Below are 15,616 nucleotides of genomic sequence, written 5' to 3' on the forward strand. Positions count from 1 at the left end.
CCCGTGGCCCTGCCCGATTGACCAAGGAGGAAGCGCCATGCGTCTCGCCCTCTACCAGTGCCCTCCGGGGCCCGATGACCTGGCCGGCAACCTGCGCCGGCTGCGCGAGGCCGCGCAACGCGCGGCCGCCCAGAGCGCGGACCTGCTGGTCTGCCCGGAAATGTACGCCAGCGGCTACAACATCGGCGCCGAACGCGTCGCCGCCCTGGCCGAAACCGCCGACGGCCCCATCGCCGAAACCGTGGCCGGGATCGCCCGGGAATTCGACCTGGGCATCCTCTACGGCTACCCGGAACGCAACCCCGACGGCGCGCCCTTCAACAGCGTCCAGTTGATCGACCGCCAGGGCGAGCGCCGCGCCAACTACCGCAAGACGCACCTGTACGGCGACCTCGACCGCGACCAGTTCAGCCCCTCGGACGAGCCGCCGGCGATCGTCGAGCTGGACGGCTGGAAGCTCGGCCTGCTGATCTGCTTCGACGTCGAGTTCCCCGAGGCGGTGCGCACCCTGGCCCTGGCCGGCGCCGACCTGGTGCTGGTGCCCACGGCCAACATGCACCCCTACGAGTTCGTCTGCCAGGTGCTGGTGCCCACCCGTGCCTACGAGAACCAGGTATTCCTCGCCTACGCCAACTTCCAGGGCAGCGAAGGCGAGCTGGAATACTGCGGCCTGAGCTGCGTGGTGGCCCCGGACGGCCAGGTGATCGCCCGGGCCAGGCAGGCCGGGGAGCTGCTGGTCGCCGACCTCGAGCCGGAACGCATCGCCATGGTCCGCGAGGGCTACAGCTACCTGCGCCTGCGTAGGCCGATGCTGTACCGGTCCTGATGGCGCCAACGGCGGATAACCGCGAAGGGTTATTCGCCCTACGAACGTGCCGGCTGACGCTGCGTTATCCGTCCGGTGTGGTGCGGAACCACGAGGCTCCCGGGCCCCCGTAGGGCGCATAACGCCTACGGCGTTATCCGCCGAATCGCGGACGGAGTCCTCCTACGGCTCCAGGACGCACGGTCGTAGGAGCGGACTCCGTCCGCGATTGGGCTCACCGGCCACGCCGGACGCCCTGGTGGCACGACCAACGGCGGATAACCGCGAACGGTTATTCGCCCTACGAACTTGCCGGCTGACGCTGCGTTATCCGTTCGGTGTGGTGCGAAACCACGAGGCTCCCGGGCCCCCGTAGGGCGCATAACGCCTACGGCGTTATCCGCCGAATCGCGGACAGAGTCCGCTCCTACGGTTCCAGGACGCACGGTCGTAGGAGCGGACTCCGTCCGCGATTGGACTCACCGGCCACGCCGGACGCCCTGGTGGCACGGCCGGCGGCGGATAACCGCGAACGGTTATTCGCCCTACGCCATCCCCTTCCCCGAATGAAAAACGGCGCCCGCAGGCGCCGTTCTTCTTTCACCACGGGCTCAGCCGTTGTTCTTCTTCACGATGGCATCGGCGATGTTCGCCGGCGCCTCGGCGTACCTGGTGAACTCCATGGAGTAGCTGGCGCGGCCCTGGGACATCGAGCGCACGTCGGTGGCGTAGCCGAACATCTCGCCCAGCGGCACCTCGGCGCGGATCACCTTGCCCGCCGGGGTGTCCTCCATGCCCTGGATCAGGCCGCGGCGGCGGTTCAGGTCGCCCATCACGTCGCCCATGTAGTCCTCGGGGGTCACCACCTCGACCTTCATCACCGGCTCCAGCAGCACCGCGCCGCCCTTCTGCGAGAGCTGCTTGGTGGCCATGGAGGCGGCGATCTTGAAGGCCATCTCGCTGGAGTCGACGTCGTGGTAGGAGCCGTCGTACACAGTCGCCTTCAGGCCGATCAGCGGGTAGCCGGCGAGCACGCCGTTGTGCATCTGCTCCTCGATGCCCTTCTGGATCGCCGGGATGAACTCGCGGGGAATCACCCCACCGACGACCTCGTTGTGGAACTCCAGGCCATCCTTGCCCTCGTCGCCCGGCTCGAAGCGGATCCAGCAGTGGCCGAACTGGCCGCGGCCGCCGGACTGGCGAACGAACTTGCCCTCGATCTCGCACTTCCTGCGGATCGCCTCGCGGTAGGCCACCTGCGGCTTGCCGATGTTGGCCTCGACGTTGAACTCGCGGCGCATGCGGTCGACGATGATGTCCAGGTGCAGCTCGCCCATGCCGGAGATGATGGTCTGCCCGGTCTCCTCGTCGGTCTTGACACGGAACGAGGGGTCCTCCTGGGCCAGCTTGGACAGGGCGATGCCCATCTTCTCCTGGTCGGCCTTGGTCCTGGGCTCCACCGCCACCGAGATCACCGGGTCGGGGAAGTCCATGCGTTCGAGGATGATCGGCTTGTCGATGGCGCACAGGGTGTCGCCGGTGGTCACGTCCTTCATGCCGATCAGCGCGGCGATGTCGCCGGCGCGCACCTCCTTGATCTCCTCGCGCTGGTTGGCGTGCATCTGCACCATCCGCCCGACGCGCTCCTTCTTGCCCTTCACCGAGTTGAGCACCGCGTCGCCGCTGCTCAGCACACCTGAGTAGACGCGGGTGAAGGTCAGGGTGCCGACGAAGGGGTCGGTGGCGATCTTGAAGGCCAGCGAGGAAAACGGCTCGCTGTCGTCGGCGTGGCGCTCGTCGTGCTTCTCCTCGTCGTCCGGGTGGGTGCCCTTGATCGCCGGGATTTCCGAGGGCGCCGGCAGGTAGTCGATCACCGCGTCCAGCACCAGGGGCACGCCCTTGTTCTTGAACGAGGAGCCCAGCACCGCCGGGACGATCTCGTTGGCCAGGGTGCGCTGGCGCAGGCCGGCCTTGATCTCCTCCTGGCTCAGCTCCTCGCCTTCGAGGTACTTGTTCATCAGCTCGTCGTTGGCCTCGGCGGCGGCCTCGACCATGTGCGCGCGCCATTCCGCGGCCAGGCCCTGCAGCTCGGCGGGAATCTCCTCCTCGCGGTAGCTGGTGCCCTGGTCGTCGTCGTTCCAGTAGATGGCCTTCATCTTCACCAGGTCGATCTGCCCGTTGAAGTTCTCCTCCGCGCCTATGGCCAGCTGGATCGGCACCGGGTCGTGGCCCAGGCGGCGCCTGATCTGCTCGACCACGCGCAGGAAGTCGGCGCCCTGGCGGTCCATCTTGTTCACGTAGGCCAAGCGCGGCACGTGGTACTTGTTGGCCTGGCGCCACACCGTCTCGGACTGCGGCTCGACACCGTCGGCGCCGCTGAACACCACCACGGCGCCGTCGAGCACGCGCAGCGAGCGCTCCACCTCGATGGTGAAGTCGACGTGGCCGGGGGTGTCGATGATGTTGAAGCGGTACTTGTGCGGGTACTGCTTGGTCGAGCCCTGCCAGAAGGCGGTGGTGGCCGCCGAGGTGATGGTGATGCCGCGCTCCTGCTCCTGCACCATCCAGTCCATGGTCGCCGCCCCGTCGTGCACCTCGCCCATCTTGTGGTTGACGCCGGTGTAGAACAGGATGCGCTCGGTGGTGGTGGTCTTGCCGGCGTCCACGTGCGCGACTATGCCGATGTTGCGATAAAGCTCGATGGGCGTGGTGCGAGCCATGATCTGCTCCGTATCTCTGGATGGCTGAGGTTTCGACCGCGAACGACGGTGCCGTCCGCCGAGGAAGGCAAACCCGCGAATTTTGCATTCGGGACAGGCTGAAGGTAGCGCGTCTGCGTGGCAATGCCAGTGCAGATGGCAGCGCTCGGCACGCGCGCCGACCGGCTGCGGCGTCGTGGCATTGCGCCCCGCGGCGGAACCGACATAAAATGAGAGTCATTCGCAAATGATCATCTGGCGCACGACACCGTGGCATTCGCCGAACCCTCCGCCGAACAACACCTGCACAGCCTCTACGAACGCCATCACGGCTGGCTGCAGCAATGGCTGCGCGGCCGCCTGGGCAACGCCTGGGATGCCGCCGACCTGGCCCAGGACACCTTCCTGCGCCTGCTGCGCCGGCCGCCGGGCGACATCGGCGAACGCCCGCGGGCGCTGCTCACCCACATCGCCAAGGGGCTGCTGGTGGACCGCTGGCGCCGCCAGGAGATCGAGCGCGCCTACCTCGAGGCCCTGGCCGCGCTGCCCGGGGAACAGGCCCCCGGCCCGGAAGCCCGCGAGCTGATCCTGGAAACCCTGGAGCGCATCGACGCGGCGCTGGGCGAACTGCCGCCCCTGACCCGCGAAGCCTTCCTGCTCTCGCAGCTGGACGGCCTCACCTACCCGGCCATCGCCGAGCGCCTGGGGCTGTCCCTGGCGACCGTCAAACGCTACATGCGCGCGGCCTTCATCGCCTGCCTGAGCCTGGCCTGATGCACGAGCAGACGCTGGACCCGCGCATCCTCGGCGAAGCCGCCGACTGGCTGGTGCGCCTGGGCGAACGCCCGGCCAGCGACGCCGACCTGCAGGCCATCGAGCAATCCATCGAGCAATGGCGCGGGCGCAGCGCCCAGCACGCCGAGGCCTGGCGCCGCGCGGAAAGCCTGCTCGGCGGCCTGCACCAGTTGCCCCCGGGCATGGGCCGGCAGAGTCTGCAGCGCCTGGGCGAGCGCGGCCCGAGCCGGCGGCAGATGCTCAACCGCCTGGGCCTGCTGCTGGCGGTGGCGCCCGCGGCCTGGCTGGCGGCGCGCCAGCTGCCCTGGGCCGAATGGAGCGCCGACCAGCGCACCGCCACCGGCGAGCGCAAGCGCGTGCAACTGCCCGACGGCAGCCTGCTGACGCTCAACACCGGCAGCGCCGTGGACATCCGCTTCACCCCGCGGGAACGCCGCCTGCGCCTGCTCGAGGGGGAAATCCTCGTCGCCACCCATGCCGACCCGGTGCCCGAGCCGCGGCCGTTCCTGGTGGAAAGCCGCCAGGGCCTGCTGCGCACCGCCGGCGCACGCTTCGCGGTGCGCGACCTGGGCGAGCTGTGCCGGGTGGCCGTGCTGGAAGGCAGTGTCGCCGTGGAGCCCCTCGCCAGCGCCGCGCGCCGCCAGGTCGAGGCCGGCCAGCAACTGCTGTTCAGCGCCAGTGCCCTGCAGGCCGTGCAGCCGGCGGACGCCAATGCCAGCAACTGGGAGAACGGCATGCTGCTGGCCCAGGACATGCGCCTGGACGCCCTGCTGGCCGAACTGGGCCGCTACCGCAGCGGCGTGCTGCGCTGCACGCCGCAGCTGGCCGGCCTGCGCGTCAGCGGCGCCATTCCCCTGGGCAACGACGACGCCGGCCTGCGCCTGCTGGCCGACATGCTGCCGCTGAAGGTCAGCCGCCTGACGCGCTACTGGGTGACCCTGGAGCCCGCCTGAGGCCCTGGAAAAAATTTCATCCGCCGTGACACCTTTTTCCTGCTCGTCCGGTGAAGGAGGAAACAACCCATCCACGCCTCCCGCCGACAGGATCACCGCATGACCACCCGCCTCCGCCTCAAGCCCCACACCCTCGCCCTGGCCATCGGCCTCGCCCTGCACGGCGCCGCCCTGCCCGCCCTGGCCGCGGAGACCGCCAGCGTGCAACGCCAGTACGACATCGCCCCCGGCCCGCTGGGCGAGGTGCTGGCGCGCTTCGCCGCCCAGGCCGGCGTGCCGCTGGCCTTCGAGGCCGCCACCCTGAATGCCCGCCACAGCGACGGTCTCAGGGGCAGCTACGACGCCGAAGACGGCCTCGGCCGGCTGCTCGAAGGCAGCGGCTACCGCCTGGTCCGCAAGCCCAGCGGCTATGGCGTGGAGCCCATCGCCCGGGACGGCGAGGCCCTGGAAATGGGCGCCACCACCGTCAGCGCCGTGGCCCAGGCCCCCGGCGAGCTGCCGCCGGCCTACAGCGGCGGCCAGGTGGCCCGCGGCGCCCGGCTGGGCATGCTGGGCAACCAGGACATGCAGGACGTGCCCTTCGCCTTCTCCAGCTACACCGCGCAGACCATCCGCGACCAGCAGGCGCAGACCGTCGGCGACGTGCTGCTCAACGACGCCGCGGTGCGCCAGGGCAACGGCTACGGCAACTTCTCCCAGGTCTTCGTCATCCGCGGCCTGCCGCTGAGCACCGACGACGTCTCGCTCAACGGCCTGTACGGCGTGACGCCGCGGCAGATCATCGGCACCGAGTCGCTGGAGCGCGTCGAGCTGTTCAAGGGCCCCAACGCCTTCATCAACGGCGTGACGCCCAGCGGCAGCGGCATCGGCGGCGCGGTGAACCTGCAGACCAAGCACGCCGAGGACATCCCCACCCGCAGCCTGAGCCTGGACTACGGCAGCGACAGCCAGGTCGGCGAACACCTCGACCTGGGCCAGCGCTTCGGCGAGGACAACCGCTTCGGCGCGCGGCTCAACCTGGCCCAGCGCGAGGGCGACACCGCCATCGACGACAACGCCCAGCGCTACAAACTGGCCAGCGTCAACCTCGACTACCGCGGCGAGCGCCTGCGCCTGAGCGGCGACTTCGGCTACCAGAAGCAGCTCATCAACCAGGGCCGCCCGGTGGTCTACGTCGGCAGCGGCGTCACCAGCATCCCCCACGCCCCCGACGCCGACAGCAACTACGGCCAGGCCTGGAGCTACTCGCAACTGGAAGACAGCTACGGCATGTTCCGCGGCGAATACGACCTCGACGACAACTGGACGGCCTACCTTTCCGGCGGCGCCAAGCACACCCGCGAGAACGGCACCTATTCCTCGCTGACCCTGAGCGACGATAACGGCGGCGCCGGCGGCGGCACCATGGACGCCACCCACGACGAAGACAACAGGAGCGCCCTGGCCGGCCTCAACGGCCGCTTCCACACCGGCCCGGTGAGCCACCAGATGAACCTCGGCCTGGCCGGCATCTGGGCCGAACAGCGCAGCGCCTACCGCATGGCCCTGAGCAAGTTCCCGGCCAACCTGTACCACCCCGTGCAGGTCGCCAAGCCGGCCACCACCTACTCCGGCGGCGACTACAACGACCCCGGCATCGTCGGCAAGACGCGCAACCGCAGCGCCGCCGCCTCCGATACCCTGGGCTTTCTCGACGACCGCGTACTGCTGACCCTCGGCGTGCGCCGCCAGAGCATCGGCACCGACGGCTGGAGCTACGCCGGCGTGCGCAACGCCGACTACCGCGAATCCATCACCACGCCGGTGTACGGCATCGTGGTCAAGCCCACCGACTACCTGTCGCTGTACGCCAACCGCATCGAAGGCCTGGCCGCCGGCCCCACCGCGCCCTCCACCGCGGTCAACGTCGGCGAGGTGTTCGCCCCGCAGCGCTCCAAACAGGTCGAGGTGGGCGCCAAGCTGGACTTCGGCAGCTACGGCGGCAACCTGGCGTTCTACCGCATCGAACAGCCCACCAGCGTCACCGACCCGGACACCAAGGTCTTCAGCGTCGACGGCGAGCAGCGCAACCGCGGCGTCGAGCTGAACCTGTTCGGCGAACCGCTGGACGGCCTGCGCCTGCTGGCCGGCGCCACCTGGATCGACACCGAGCTGCGCAACACCGCCGGCGGCGCCAATGACGGCAACCGCGCCATCGGCGTGCCACAGTTCCAGTACAACCTCGGCGCCGACTGGGACGTGCCCGGCATCGACGGCCTGGCGGTCAACGGCCGCCTGTTGCGTACCGGCGGCCAGTACCTGGACCAGGCCAACAACCTGAGCATCCCGGCCTGGACCCGCGCCGACCTGGGCGCCCGCTACCGCTTCAAGGTGGAACAGCGCGACGTGACCCTGCGCGCCAACCTGGAGAACGTGGCCAACGAGGCCTACTGGGCCTCCACCATCGGCGGCTACCTGACCCAGGGCGAGCCGCGCACCCTGCGGGTGTCCGCCACCGTCGACTTCTGAGGCCCCTGAGGTCGGTGCCGGCCGGGCGAGCCAGTGGCGTCGCCCGGCCTGCGTTCATTCGAAGAGCAGATCAGAACCGAAAAGGTAAATTTTTTATTTTTCAAATAGTTACATTATTTTTCGAATGTAAAATCTTCAGATAAGCAAGGAAATTCATACTTTAAAGAAAAATTTCAATTGAATATCAATTGGTTAAATGACACTTCAAGAAACGACTGAAAGAGCTGTAGCTTTTCCCGTCTGCCTCAAGGCGGCCAGATCCCAGGCGGGGCAAGGCCTGTAGCCTGCTCTCGGGTGGCCAGGAGAGCGCCCAAGTTAAAGTCATTTCTGGAATATAAATTTCAATTAAAAATCATGTAGTTATGAATAAAACCTAAAGTCAAAGGTGATGATAGGGGCGCCCATCGCCCCGCAAGGCTGGATCATCCGACACAAAAAGGTCCATGCTTGAACCCTGAAACCCAAAGGCGGAGATCACCCGCATGCGCGAAGCCATCACCCTCGATTTCGTCTCGGACGTCGTCTGCCCCTGGTGCGCCATCGGCCTTTCCGGGTTGCTGGAAGCCATCCAGCGCGTCGACGGCGAGATCGACGTCGAACTGCACATCAAGCCCTTCGAGCTCAATGCCGACATGGCCGCCGAAGGCGAGGACCTGGTCGAGCACCTGCAGCGCAAGTACGGCAGCAGCGCCGAGGACATCGCCAGCAACCACAAGCGCATCCGCGACTTCGGCGAGGAAGTCGGCTTCCACTTCGACCTGCACAGGCGCCAGCGCATCTACAACACCTTCGACGCCCACCGCCTGCTGCACTGGGCCGCCGAACAGGGCCGCGACCTGGCGCTGAAACAGGCGCTGCTGCACGCCTACTTCGGCGAAGGGCGCAACATCAGCGACAGCGGGGAACTGCTGGACCTGGCCGCCGGCGTCGGCCTGGACCCGGTGCGCACCCGCGAGATCCTCGACAGCGACGCCTACGCCAGCGAAGTGATGGAGCAGGAGGAATTCTTCACCAGCCACGGCATCCGCGCCGTGCCGGCGGTGATCATCAACGGCCGCCAGCTGATCTCCGGCGCGCAATCGGCCGACTACTACGAAAAAGCCCTGCGCCAGGTGGCCGAGAAAGGCGAACCGGCACCATAGACGCGAATGCCCCCACCCGCACCATCCCCGTAGGGCACATAACGCCTACGGCGTTATCCGCCAAATCGCGGACGGAGTCCGCTCCTACGCCGGAGAGGGTTGTGGCTCCGTAGGATGGTGTTGAGCGAAGCGATACCCATCGCCATGGCCGCATGGGTTTCGCCAAGGCTCAACCCATCCTACGAAGAGCGCTTCGGTTCAACCGGCAAGACAGTTGCTCCTACGGTTCGAGGAAGCACGGTCGTAGGAGCGGACTCCGTCCGCGATTGGATTCACCGGCCATGCCGGACGTCCCGGTGGCGCGGCCATCGGCGGATAACCGCGAACGGTTATTCGCCCTACGGACATGCAATCCACCGGCAGGCATGGCGTCCGCTCGCCACCCACAAAAAAGCCGGGGACATGCCCCGGCTTTTTCCTACCCATCCCGCCTCAGAGCGCCGACCAGCCGTCGGTCTTGCCGCCCAGCGGCTCGGAATGCTCGGCCAGCAGCTCCTCGTAGCCACCGATGTTCTCGTGGGTGGGCTCCATGACCGGGTAGGCCAGGACCTGCCAGGGGTTGGCCGGGTCGCCGTCATACTCGGAATAGGCCACCTTCTGGCCGTTCTGCAGCAGGAGGATGGCGAAATCCAGCGCCGCCTGCTCTTCCGGGAAGATCACGGCGAATTCCACCTCACGCTCGAACGAAAGGTCCTCGCCATCTTCCTGCAGGGCCCACAGGGCGTCGCCGATCTCGTCGTCGGGGAAGAGTTGCTTGTCGCGGGTCATGTCACAGCTCCAGTAGAAAGGGGGCGCCCGGTCGGGCGCCTGCCCACAAGGATACCTGCCTTGGCGCGACCGCGCCGGAAATATCGGGCGCCGGCCGCGGAAAAGGCAACGGCCCGCTGCACGAGGCAGCGGGCCGCCCTCACCACCGGCCTCAGGCCTGCAACTGGTTGCCGATCGGCAGGGTGCGGATGCGCTTGCCGGTGGCCGCCGCCAGGGCATTGGCCAGGGCCGGCGCCGCCGGCGGCACGCCGGGCTCGCCAACGCCGGTGGGCGCCTCGCTGGACGGCACTATGTGCACCTCCACCGCCGGCATCTCGTTGATCCGCAGCACCTGGAAGTCATGGAAGTTGGACTGCTCCACCACCCCTTCCTTGAGGGTGATGGCGCTGTGCAGGGCCATGGCCAGGCCATAGCCGATGCCGCCTTCCATCTGCGCACGGATCACGTCCGGGTTGATCGCCAGGCCGCAGTCCACGGCGCAGACCACGCGGTCGACCTTGAAGCTCTTGTCGGCCTTCACCGTGACTTCCACCACCTGCGCCACGAAACTGCCGAAGGACTCGTGCACGGCGATCCCGCGGCCGCGCTTCTCGCCTTCCCCGCCGGCCTTCAGCGGCTGCTTCCAGCCGGCCCTTTCGGCCACCAGGTCGAGCACGCCCAGGTGCCGCGGGTACTTCTGCAGCAGCGCGCGGCGGAACTCGTACGGGTCCTTGCCGGCGGCGACCGCGGCTTCGTCGATCAGCGTCTCGGTGGAGTACGCCGTATGGGTGTGGCCCACCGAGCGCCACCACTGGGTGGGCACCTTGATCTCCGGCACCAGGGTCTGCTCCACGTGCAGGTTGGGAACGGCGTAGGGCAGGTCCGCCGCGCCTTCCACCGCCACCTTGTCGATGCCGTCCTTGACCATCACCTTCTCGAAGGGCGTGCCGACGATGAACGACTGTCCCACCAAATGCTGCTGCCAGCCCACCAGGTTGCCCTGGCCATCCAGCGCCAGCCGCGCGCTATGCAGGAAGGCCGGACGATAGTAGCCGCCGCGGGTGTCGTCCTCGCGGGTCCAGACCATCTTCACCGGGCCCTTGTGGCCGTGCTCGCGGGCCGCCTTGGCGATGGAGACGGCCTCCAGCACGTAGTCCGAGTGCGGATTGGCGCGGCGGCCGAAGCTGCCGCCGGCGTACAGCTGGGTGATGGCGACCTTCTCCGGGGCGATGCCGAGCAACTGCCCGACGGCCATCTGGTCGCCGGTCTGCCACTGCTCGCCGTTCCAGATCTCGCAGGCGCCGTCGGAGAGTTTGACCACGCAGTTCAGCGGCTCCATCGAGGCATGGGCCAGGTAGGGGAATTGGTACTCGGCCTCGATCAGCCTGGCCGGCTTGTCCAGCGCCTTGGCGATGTCGCCCTCGTTGCGCGCCACCACGCCCGGCTTGGCCGCCAGCTCCCGGTACCTGGCGAAGATCTCGTCGCTGCCCAGACGGAACGCGTTGCTCTCGTCCCATTCCACTTGCAGGGCGTCACGGCCCTGGCGCGCGGCCCAGGTGTTCTTCGCCAGCACGGCGACGCCGGCGAAGCGCGAGTCGCTGCCCGGGTACTGCACCACCGCCACCACGCCGGGCACGGCCTTGGCCTTGCTGTCGTCCACCTTCCCCGGCACGCCGCCGAAGCGCGGCGGGTGCGCCACCACGGCCACCAGCATGTCCGGCAGGTGCACGTCCTGGGTGAAGCGCGCCTGGCCATCGGTCTTGTCCTGGCTGTCCTTGCGCGGCAGCCTGACCTGGCCGATCAGCTTGAAATCCTTCGGCGCCTTGAGCTGCACGTCCGCCGGCACCGGCTGTTGGGCCGCCGCCTCGGCCAACTGGCCGAACCCGGCCTTGTGCCCGGAAGCCTTGTGCTCGACCACGCCGTCGTGCACCTCGATCTGCTCGGCCGGCACCTTCCATCGCTGCGCCGCGGCGGCTACCAGCATGGCCCGGGCAGTGGCCCCGGCCTTGCGCATCTGCTCGAAGGAGTTGGCCATGGCGCTGCTGCCGCCGGTGCCCTGCAGGGTGCCGAAGGCCAGGTTGGCGTAGCGCTTGGCGTCCGCCGGGGCGCCCTCGACGCGGACCTTGCTCCAGTCGGCGTCCAGCTCCTCGGCCAGCAGGGTGGCCAGGCCGGTGTAGCTGCCCTGCCCCATTTCCACGTGCTTGGCGATCACCGTCACCGTGTCGTCCGCGGCGATGCGCACGAAGGCGTTGGGTTCGAAGGCCTTGGCCGCGGCGGCCTCGGGGTCGCCGAAGCGGCCCAGCAGCGGCGCGAAGTAGATGCCCAGGGCCAGGCCGCCGGCGCCGCGCAGGAAATGCCGGCGGCTGAGGTTGAGGATGCCGTTGCCGGCGTCTTCCGGCTCGAGGCTGGCTCGTTGCTGCAGGTCTGCCATGTCGAGTCTCCTCAGGCCAGGTTCTGCGCGGCTTCGTGGATGGCCGCGCGGATGCGTACGTAGGTGGCGCAGCGGCAGATGTTGCCGCCCATGGCCGCGTCTATGTCGGCGTCGCTGGGGCTCCTGTTGCCGGCCAGCAGCGCCGTGGCGGACATGATCTGGCCGGACTGGCAGTAGCCGCACTGCACCACGTCCAGCTTGCGCCAGGCCTCCTGCACCGCCTTGCCGGCGGGTTGCCCGGCCACCGCCTCGATGGTGGTGACCTGCTTGCCGGCCACCGTCGCCAGGGGCGTCACGCAGGAGCGCGTGGGCTGGCCGTCGACGTGCACGGTGCAGGCCCCGCACAGGGCCATGCCGCAGCCGTACTTGGTGCCGGTGAGCAAGGCGACGTCGCGCAGCGCCCAGAGCAGGGGCATTTCCCCGGGCGCGTCGAATTCATGGTCCTTGCCGTTGAGTTTCAGCTTGATCATCAGGCGCTCACCTCTTGGTTCGGGTGATGTGGAAATGCGGAGCCAAGGCCGCTCCGTGGGAATGGATTCAGCCTAGGCGCTTCCCCGGCCGAATGCCGCGACGATACGGGAAAAGCCCGCCCAGTGGCTTGCCCGGTCCTGCGCAGGCTTGCCCGATCCTGCGCTGGGTGCGGCCGGGTTCCAGGAAGCACGGTCGTAGGAGCGGACTCCGTCCGCGATTGAATTCACCGGCCGCGCCGGACGCCCCGGTGGCACGGATGGCGGCGGATAACCGCGAACGGTTATTCGCCCTACGCCCCACCCACGCCGTTCCCCTGTAGGAGCGAGCTTGCTCGCGAACAGCTTCGGCACGGGGTTTGTTCGCGAGCAAGCTCGCTCCTACGAAAAGCGGGTGCGCAGAAACGCCGAAGCCACTCCGGGGGAGTGGCTTCTGGCATTGCGCGGGACGGCGGGTCAGTCGGCGACCTTCATCACCACCCGGCCGCCGCTGGGGCAGCTTTCCATGTAGTTGCTGGCCTCGCGGAACTTGGCGAAGTCGAAGACCTTGTCGATGCTCGGCTTGAGCAGTTGGTCGGCGGTCATCTGGTTGATCGCCTGCAGCGCCCGCTGCACCGCCTCGTCGTTGCGCGTCAGGCCGATTTCCGGCTGGCCGGTGAAGTCCAGCACGCAGTGGCGGTAGAACTGCAGGTGCTTCTTGAAGGCCGCGCAGGCCGGGAAGGTGGCGTCGTTGCCGCCGTTGATGCCGTAGAGGATCAGCTTGCCGCGCGGCGCGGCGACGTCGCCCAAGAGCTTCATCTGCGGGCCGGCGCACTGGTCCAGGACCACTTCCACGCCCTTGCCGTCGGTGAAGCGCTCGACTTCCAGCACCAGGTCCTGCTCCTCGGTGTAGATCACCTTGTCGGCGCCCAGGCTGCGGATGAAGTCGCGGGTGTTCTCGTGGCTGGTGGTGGCGATGACCTTGGCACCCAGGGCCTTGGCCAGCTGGATCGACTGCGGCGCCAGGCAGTGCCCGGCCTCGGTGATCAGCACGTGCTGGCCCGGCTGCAGCCTGGCCAGCTCGACCAGGGCGAAGTAGGCGTACAGCAGGCCGGTATAGTGCACCGCGGCCTCGACCGGGGTGAGGTTGTCCGGGTAGCGCGTCAGCGAGGTGCGCGGCATCACCACGTAGTCGCCCCAGGCCGGGTACTGGTTCGGCGAATCGGCCGGGAAGCTGGCCACGGCCATGCCGGGCGCAAGATCGCTGACGTTCGCGCCCACGGCCTCGACCACGCCAGCCAGTTCGTAGCCGATCCCGGCGGGCAGCTGGGCCTGGTCGGGCGCCAGGTTCTGCCGCCAGAGCACGTCGCGCCAGCTCACGCCCAGCGCCTGGGTGCGGATCAGGACTTCATCCGGCCCCGGTTGCGGGGTCGGGACTTCCTCGAGTTTGAGTACCGAGGCATCACCGAACTGGTGGAAACGGATCATGCGGGACATCACATACCTCGCCGTTGATGCTTTATAGCCACGGACTCTATCCGGGCTTTCTTGTGCTTGCTACCCACCGCTATCGATAGTCGACATAAATGCCGATGATTCCGCAGGCATATCAGTCGCGTAGGCCGGAACACCAGACGGCGCTCGAAAAATGCGGCCTTGCAGGAGGGAAGCATAACGGCTGTTGAACGTCTTGCTAAGGAAGAATGCGGAAAATGATCAAGGACTTATCTGTCAGACCTTGACGCCAGACGCGCCGCGCTTCACTTTTCCCCCATCGTCAGGGAGAGCCCATGAACCGCAACGACCTCCGCAAGGTTGACCTCAACCTGTTGATCGTCTTCGAAACGCTGATGCACGAACGCAGCGTGACCCGCGCCGCCGAGAAGCTGTTCCTCGGCCAGCCGGCGATCAGCGCGGCCCTGGCGCGCCTGCGCAACCTGTTCGACGACCCGCTGTTCGTCCGCACCGGCCGCAGCATGGAGCCCACCGCCCGGGCCCAGGAGATCTTCGGCCACCTGTCGCCGGCGCTGGACTCCATTTCCACCGCCCTGAGCCGTGCCGCCGACTTCGACCCGGCCACCAGCAAGTCGGTGTTCCGCATCGGCCTGTCCGACGACGTGGAGTTCGGCCTGCTGCCGGCGCTGCTGCGCCGCCTGCGCTCCGAGGCGCCGGGCATCGTCCTGGTGGTGCGCCGCGCCAACTACCTGCTGATGCCGCAGTTGCTGGCCTCCGGCGAGATTTCCGTGGGCGTCAGCTACACCGACGAACTGCCGGCCAACGCCAAGCGCAAGACCCTGCGCCGCAGCAAGTGGAAGGTGCTGCGCGCCGATTCGGTGCCCGGCCAGCTGAGCCTGGACGACTACTGCACCCGACCCCATGCCATGGTGTCCTACGCCGGCGACCTGGAAGGCTTCGTCGACGAGCAGCTGGCCGCGGTGGAGCGCAAGCGCCAGGTGGTGCTGGCGGTGCCGCAGTTCAACGGCCTGGGCGCCCTGCTCGCCGGCACTGACCTAATCGCCACGGTGCCGGACTACGCGGCCCTGGCGCTGACCGCCGCCGGCGGCCTGCGCGCCGAGGAACCGCCCTTCACCCCGCGCCCGGCGGAATTGTCCATGGTCTGGCGCGGCGCCCAGGACAACGACCCGGCCGAGCGCTGGCTGCGCTCGCGCATCAGTATGTTCGTCGGCGATCCCGACAGCCTGGTCTGAGGCCGTTCGGCGCAGTTCCGGTTTCGGGGTTAGAATGACGGGCAACATGTCATTCGATCCAGGACCAGCCCCATGCGCTACCCCGACGACCACAAGGCCCAGACACGCCAGCGCATCATCGACGAGGCCTCACGGCGTTTCCGCAGCGAAGGTGTCGAAGCCACCGGCCTGCAGACCCTGATGAAGGCCCTGGGGCTGACCCACGGTGGTTTCTACGCGCACTTCAAGTCCAAGGAAGAGTTGGTGGAGATCGCCCTGCAGGCGGCCTCCGACCAGCTCGCCGAGGTGGCCGGCGAGACCTTCCGCGAGCCGAACGCGCTGGCGAACTTCATCGACGACTACCTCTCCGAGCAGCATCGCGACCACCCCGAGCGCGGCTGCC

At 68.0% G+C, this 15,616-nt stretch carries 12 protein-coding genes; 7 read left to right on the plus strand and 5 right to left on the minus strand.

Annotated elements, in window-relative coordinates; genetic code table 11:
* The first annotated feature begins 37 nt into the window (after nt 1–37).
* The gene (locus tag DK254_RS12360) at nt 38–826 is read left to right on the plus strand and encodes a carbon-nitrogen hydrolase family protein (RefSeq protein ID WP_109933996.1); all 789 of its coding nucleotides are present in this window, start codon (nt 38–40) and stop codon (nt 824–826) included.
* 590 nt (nt 827–1,416) lie between these two features.
* Here DK254_RS12360 and fusA read toward each other — a convergent pair.
* Nucleotides 1,417–3,525, minus strand: coding sequence for an elongation factor G (gene fusA / locus DK254_RS12365; protein WP_109933997.1), 2,109 nt, complete (start codon nt 3,523–3,525; stop codon nt 1,417–1,419).
* Between the two features lie 249 nt (nt 3,526–3,774).
* Between fusA and DK254_RS12370 the strand changes: the two genes are divergently transcribed.
* The 4 genes from DK254_RS12370 (at nt 3,775) to DK254_RS12385 (ending at nt 8,902) form a co-directional block, all read left to right on the plus strand.
* On the plus strand, nt 3,775–4,278 hold the full coding sequence (locus DK254_RS12370; RefSeq protein ID WP_089392141.1) for a sigma-70 family RNA polymerase sigma factor: 504 nt from the start codon (nt 3,775–3,777) through the stop codon (nt 4,276–4,278).
* A complete protein-coding gene (locus tag DK254_RS12375) occupies nt 4,278–5,252 on the plus strand; it encodes a FecR domain-containing protein (protein WP_109933998.1) in 975 nt (324 codons plus the stop codon). Before DK254_RS12370 ends, DK254_RS12375 begins: the two co-directional genes overlap by 1 nt.
* 99 nt (nt 5,253–5,351) lie before the next feature.
* Nucleotides 5,352–7,760 (plus strand): TonB-dependent receptor, encoded by a 2,409-nt coding sequence (locus tag DK254_RS12380; RefSeq protein ID WP_109933999.1) that lies wholly within the window; start codon nt 5,352–5,354, stop codon nt 7,758–7,760.
* 482 nt (nt 7,761–8,242) lie between these two features.
* Complete coding sequence (locus DK254_RS12385; RefSeq protein ID WP_109934000.1) at nt 8,243–8,902, plus strand: DsbA family oxidoreductase; 660 nt, start codon at nt 8,243–8,245, stop codon at nt 8,900–8,902.
* Between the two features lie 432 nt (nt 8,903–9,334).
* Here the strand turns inward: DK254_RS12385 and DK254_RS12390 are convergent, their stop codons facing one another.
* From DK254_RS12390 to DK254_RS12405, 4 genes are all read right to left on the minus strand, one after another.
* Nucleotides 9,335–9,670 carry a ribonuclease E inhibitor RraB gene (locus DK254_RS12390; RefSeq protein WP_089392137.1) on the minus strand — a complete coding sequence of 112 codons (336 nt, stop codon included), beginning with the start codon at nt 9,668–9,670 and terminating at the stop codon, nt 9,335–9,337.
* Between the two features lie 151 nt (nt 9,671–9,821).
* Nucleotides 9,822–12,080, minus strand: a complete 2,259-nt coding sequence (locus DK254_RS12395) for a xanthine dehydrogenase family protein molybdopterin-binding subunit (RefSeq protein WP_109934001.1) — start codon at nt 12,078–12,080, stop codon at nt 9,822–9,824.
* Between the two features lie 11 nt (nt 12,081–12,091).
* On the minus strand, nt 12,092–12,550 hold the full coding sequence (locus tag DK254_RS12400) for a (2Fe-2S)-binding protein (protein WP_109934002.1): 459 nt from the start codon (nt 12,548–12,550) through the stop codon (nt 12,092–12,094).
* 453 nt (nt 12,551–13,003) lie between these two features.
* Nucleotides 13,004–14,023, minus strand: a complete 1,020-nt coding sequence (locus tag DK254_RS12405) for a zinc-dependent alcohol dehydrogenase family protein (protein WP_109934003.1) — start codon at nt 14,021–14,023, stop codon at nt 13,004–13,006.
* A 293-nt stretch (nt 14,024–14,316) separates the two neighbouring features.
* On the opposite strand from DK254_RS12405, the gene DK254_RS12410 reads away from it, so the two are divergent.
* Entirely contained in the window at nt 14,317–15,234 is a 918-nt protein-coding gene (locus DK254_RS12410; RefSeq protein WP_109934004.1) for a LysR substrate-binding domain-containing protein, read from the plus strand.
* A gap of 72 nt (nt 15,235–15,306) precedes the next feature.
* Nucleotides 15,307–15,616 (plus strand): TetR/AcrR family transcriptional regulator (locus DK254_RS12415; protein ID WP_146219605.1); only part of this gene is annotated, 310 nt, incomplete at its 3' end.

It is taken from the genome of Pseudomonas sp. RW407 (genome assembly GCF_003176655.1).
GTDB classification, from domain to species: domain Bacteria; phylum Pseudomonadota; class Gammaproteobacteria; order Pseudomonadales; family Pseudomonadaceae; genus Pseudomonas; species Pseudomonas delhiensis.

Excerpts from the sequence above, each read along its gene's own strand:
- DK254_RS12405 (WP_109934003.1), bottom strand. The coding sequence starts at position 14,023 with ATGTCCCGCATGATCCGTTTCCACCAGTTCGGTGATGCCTCGGTACTC.
- DK254_RS12380 (WP_109933999.1), top strand. The coding sequence starts at position 5,352 with ATGACCACCCGCCTCCGCCTCAAGCCCCACACCCTCGCCCTGGCCATC.
- DK254_RS12385 (WP_109934000.1), top strand. The coding sequence starts at position 8,243 with ATGCGCGAAGCCATCACCCTCGATTTCGTCTCGGACGTCGTCTGCCCC.
- DK254_RS12395 (WP_109934001.1), bottom strand. The coding sequence starts at position 12,080 with ATGGCAGACCTGCAGCAACGAGCCAGCCTCGAGCCGGAAGACGCCGGC.
- fusA (WP_109933997.1), bottom strand. The coding sequence starts at position 3,525 with ATGGCTCGCACCACGCCCATCGAGCTTTATCGCAACATCGGCATAGTC.
- DK254_RS12390 (WP_089392137.1), bottom strand. The coding sequence starts at position 9,670 with ATGACCCGCGACAAGCAACTCTTCCCCGACGACGAGATCGGCGACGCC.
- DK254_RS12400 (WP_109934002.1), bottom strand. The coding sequence starts at position 12,550 with ATGATCAAGCTGAAACTCAACGGCAAGGACCATGAATTCGACGCGCCC.
- DK254_RS12375 (WP_109933998.1), top strand. The coding sequence starts at position 4,278 with ATGCACGAGCAGACGCTGGACCCGCGCATCCTCGGCGAAGCCGCCGAC.
- DK254_RS12410 (WP_109934004.1), top strand. The coding sequence starts at position 14,317 with ATGAACCGCAACGACCTCCGCAAGGTTGACCTCAACCTGTTGATCGTC.
- DK254_RS12360 (WP_109933996.1), top strand. The coding sequence starts at position 38 with ATGCGTCTCGCCCTCTACCAGTGCCCTCCGGGGCCCGATGACCTGGCC.